Annotated in this window: 1 protein-coding gene; it reads right to left on the bottom strand. The window is 27.3% G+C overall.

What is annotated here, in order from left to right; genetic code table 11:
• Positions 1-150 precede the first annotated feature (150 nt).
• Positions 151-795, bottom strand: coding sequence for a hypothetical protein (locus E1J38_RS14995; RefSeq protein ID WP_133357648.1), 645 nt, complete (start codon positions 793-795; stop codon positions 151-153).
• Between the last annotated feature and the right edge of the window lie 155 nt (positions 796-950).

The raw sequence follows: 950 nt of genomic DNA, 5'->3' as shown, positions 1-950 counted from the left end.
TAAAGGCTGTTGAAATATTGATAATCCTATCGGAATTATCAACATTCCAACACCACAGAATCATCATTATGAGATAATTAAAAATAAAATATTAACTTTGGAGAACTAGGCTAGTGCTTTTCATAGGACACGGTGTTGTGGTGCGTATTTTTAAATTTTAGCTTTTGGATGTGGTGGTAAACTAAAGTAGTTTTCATCAACTAAAAGTATTTTTAAATCCGTTCTATTTGTGATTCTGTAGTAAGTTACAGTAAGTTGTTTTAAGATGTTAGGTAGATTTTTAAAATCATTTTTATTGTCATATTGAATACATATTGTTAGCTTTTCTGAACTTTCGCTAAATTCTAGGTTTTTCCCTTTATTTTCAATATCTTTTCTTAAAACACTTTCCAAACTATCCAAGGGAATACCATATTCTTTATTTTTACTAATCTTATTATTATAGATTCCTATTACATTTTTAGTTTTTATAATTCTAGCAGGGTCTTCTTTTAGACAAGTGTTTCTGAAATAAATGGTTTTGATTTCGTTATCTGTTGTTAAAGTTACTTTTGGTAAACTATCATTACAAACAATTTTTTCAGTCCGATTTACCAAGTCAAACCAGTTTTCAAAATTATTAACATCTAATTCAACACCAAGAGTGTCATTTTGTGTTTTCCATTTTCCAAATTCCATTTGAATCAAGGCTGTTTCTTTTTGTACTGACTCTTTTTCTTTTTTGTCAATGTTCTGACATCCGATTATTGCTAAAATCAATATAATAGCGAAAGATATTTTAAATTTATTTTCCATTTCGTTTTGTTTATATGTCTAGTCCTGAAATATGGCTACAGGTTAAAAATTTATTTAAGCTGTTAATTTGTATACCATATTCGGTGTTTTATAATCTAAAGATACATGTAATCTTATTTGGTTGTATAGATTAATAGCACTTTTTGTAGCTTTTT

The sequence above is a fragment of the Seonamhaeicola sediminis genome, from assembly GCF_004358095.2.
In the GTDB taxonomy this organism is placed as follows: Bacteria; Bacteroidota; Bacteroidia; order Flavobacteriales; family Flavobacteriaceae; genus Seonamhaeicola; species Seonamhaeicola sediminis.
This window is presented reverse-complemented; position numbering and strand designations above follow the sequence as displayed.

Coding starts and splice junctions, on each gene's coding strand:
- E1J38_RS14995 (WP_133357648.1), bottom strand. CDS start 795: ATGGAAAATAAATTTAAAATATCTTTCGCTATTATATTGATTTTAGCA.